The organism is Leucobacter sp. M11, assembly GCF_035726885.1.
Lineage (GTDB): Bacteria > Actinomycetota > Actinomycetes > Actinomycetales > Microbacteriaceae > JAPFRB01.
Genome location: NZ_JAPFRB010000003.1, coordinates 581113 through 582181, shown reverse-complemented (window position 1 = coordinate 582181; position 1069 = coordinate 581113). Strand labels below are relative to the sequence as shown.

Annotated in this window: 2 protein-coding genes; both read right to left on the bottom strand. The window is 73.1% G+C overall.

Going from position 1 to position 1069, the window contains the following annotated elements:
* Positions 1-730 (bottom strand): PP2C family protein-serine/threonine phosphatase (locus OOT08_RS11140; RefSeq protein WP_325092706.1); only part of this gene is annotated, 730 nt, incomplete at its 3' end.
* Positions 727-1069 (bottom strand): FHA domain-containing protein (locus OOT08_RS11135; protein WP_325092705.1); only part of this gene is annotated, 343 nt, incomplete at its 5' end. The genes OOT08_RS11140 and OOT08_RS11135, both read right to left, overlap by 4 nt.

Below are 1069 nucleotides of genomic sequence, written 5' to 3'. Positions count from 1 at the left end.
AGAGCACATCGACCACGATCGCCGAGATGTTGTCGCCGCCGCCCGCCGCGTTCGCCCGCCGAATCAGCTCGGGAACGAGCGAGCCGGGCTTGCCGCCCATCGTGAGCAGGGCGCGCAGCTGCTCATCGTCGAGCTCGCCGTGCAAGCCGTCGGAGCAGATCAGCAAGCGCACCCCGGTCACGACCGGGAGCAGCCACGTGTCGGGCCGGCTGTCATCGGCCCCGAGGGCGCGGGTGATGACGTTGCTCATCGGCAGGTCATCCCAGCCATCAGCGGTGCCCTCCTCGATCGCGTCGAGCGCCTCCTGGAGGAGCGAGTGGTCAACCGTGAGCTGGGTGAGTTCGCTGCCGAGGTGCTGATAGACGCGCGAGTCCCCCACGTTGATCACGAGCCAGCTCAGCTCGCCCTCGTGCTCGACCAGGATGACGCCGGTCAGGGTACTCCCGGCCCCGTCTCGGGTGCCATCGGCCACCGCGCGAACGGCGCGCTCGGCGCGGGCAAAGGCCGCCCGGACGGTGAGCAGGGTGCCCGGGCGATCGCCCGGGTGCAGGGCGCGAAAGGCCTCGACCACCGCCGCGCTCGCCAGGTCCCCGGCCTCCGAGCCCCCGACGCCGTCGGCGACGAGGAAGCACGGCCACTCGGCCAACACGGCGTCCTCGTTGCGCTTGCGTTTGCGGCCCGTGTCCGTCAGCGCGGCGACGTCGAGCACCGGCATGGCGCGGCCCATCATGATCCGCTCCGCAGGAGGCGCATCGGCAGGGTGCCCAGCCGGAAATGCTCGCTCAGCGGGGCCTCGGCGTGCGCCGCGAGCTCGCGCTCCGAGCCGTCCGGCTCGCCCAGGAAGACCCCGTTGGTCGAGCCGAGGTCCGTGATGAACCAGCGGTCCCCGTCCCGGCGAATCCGGGCGTGCACCTTGGAGAGGGTGCGGCTGGGGTCGGGCACCGTGACCGCGCCCGGGGCGTCGCCGGGTCGGCGGCCGAGCGTCGCTGCGTCGGCGGGCAGGGCGAGCTCGGAGCCATCGGGGAGGGCGAGCACCCAGCGGATCACGGGCGCGCGGCGGACGATCACG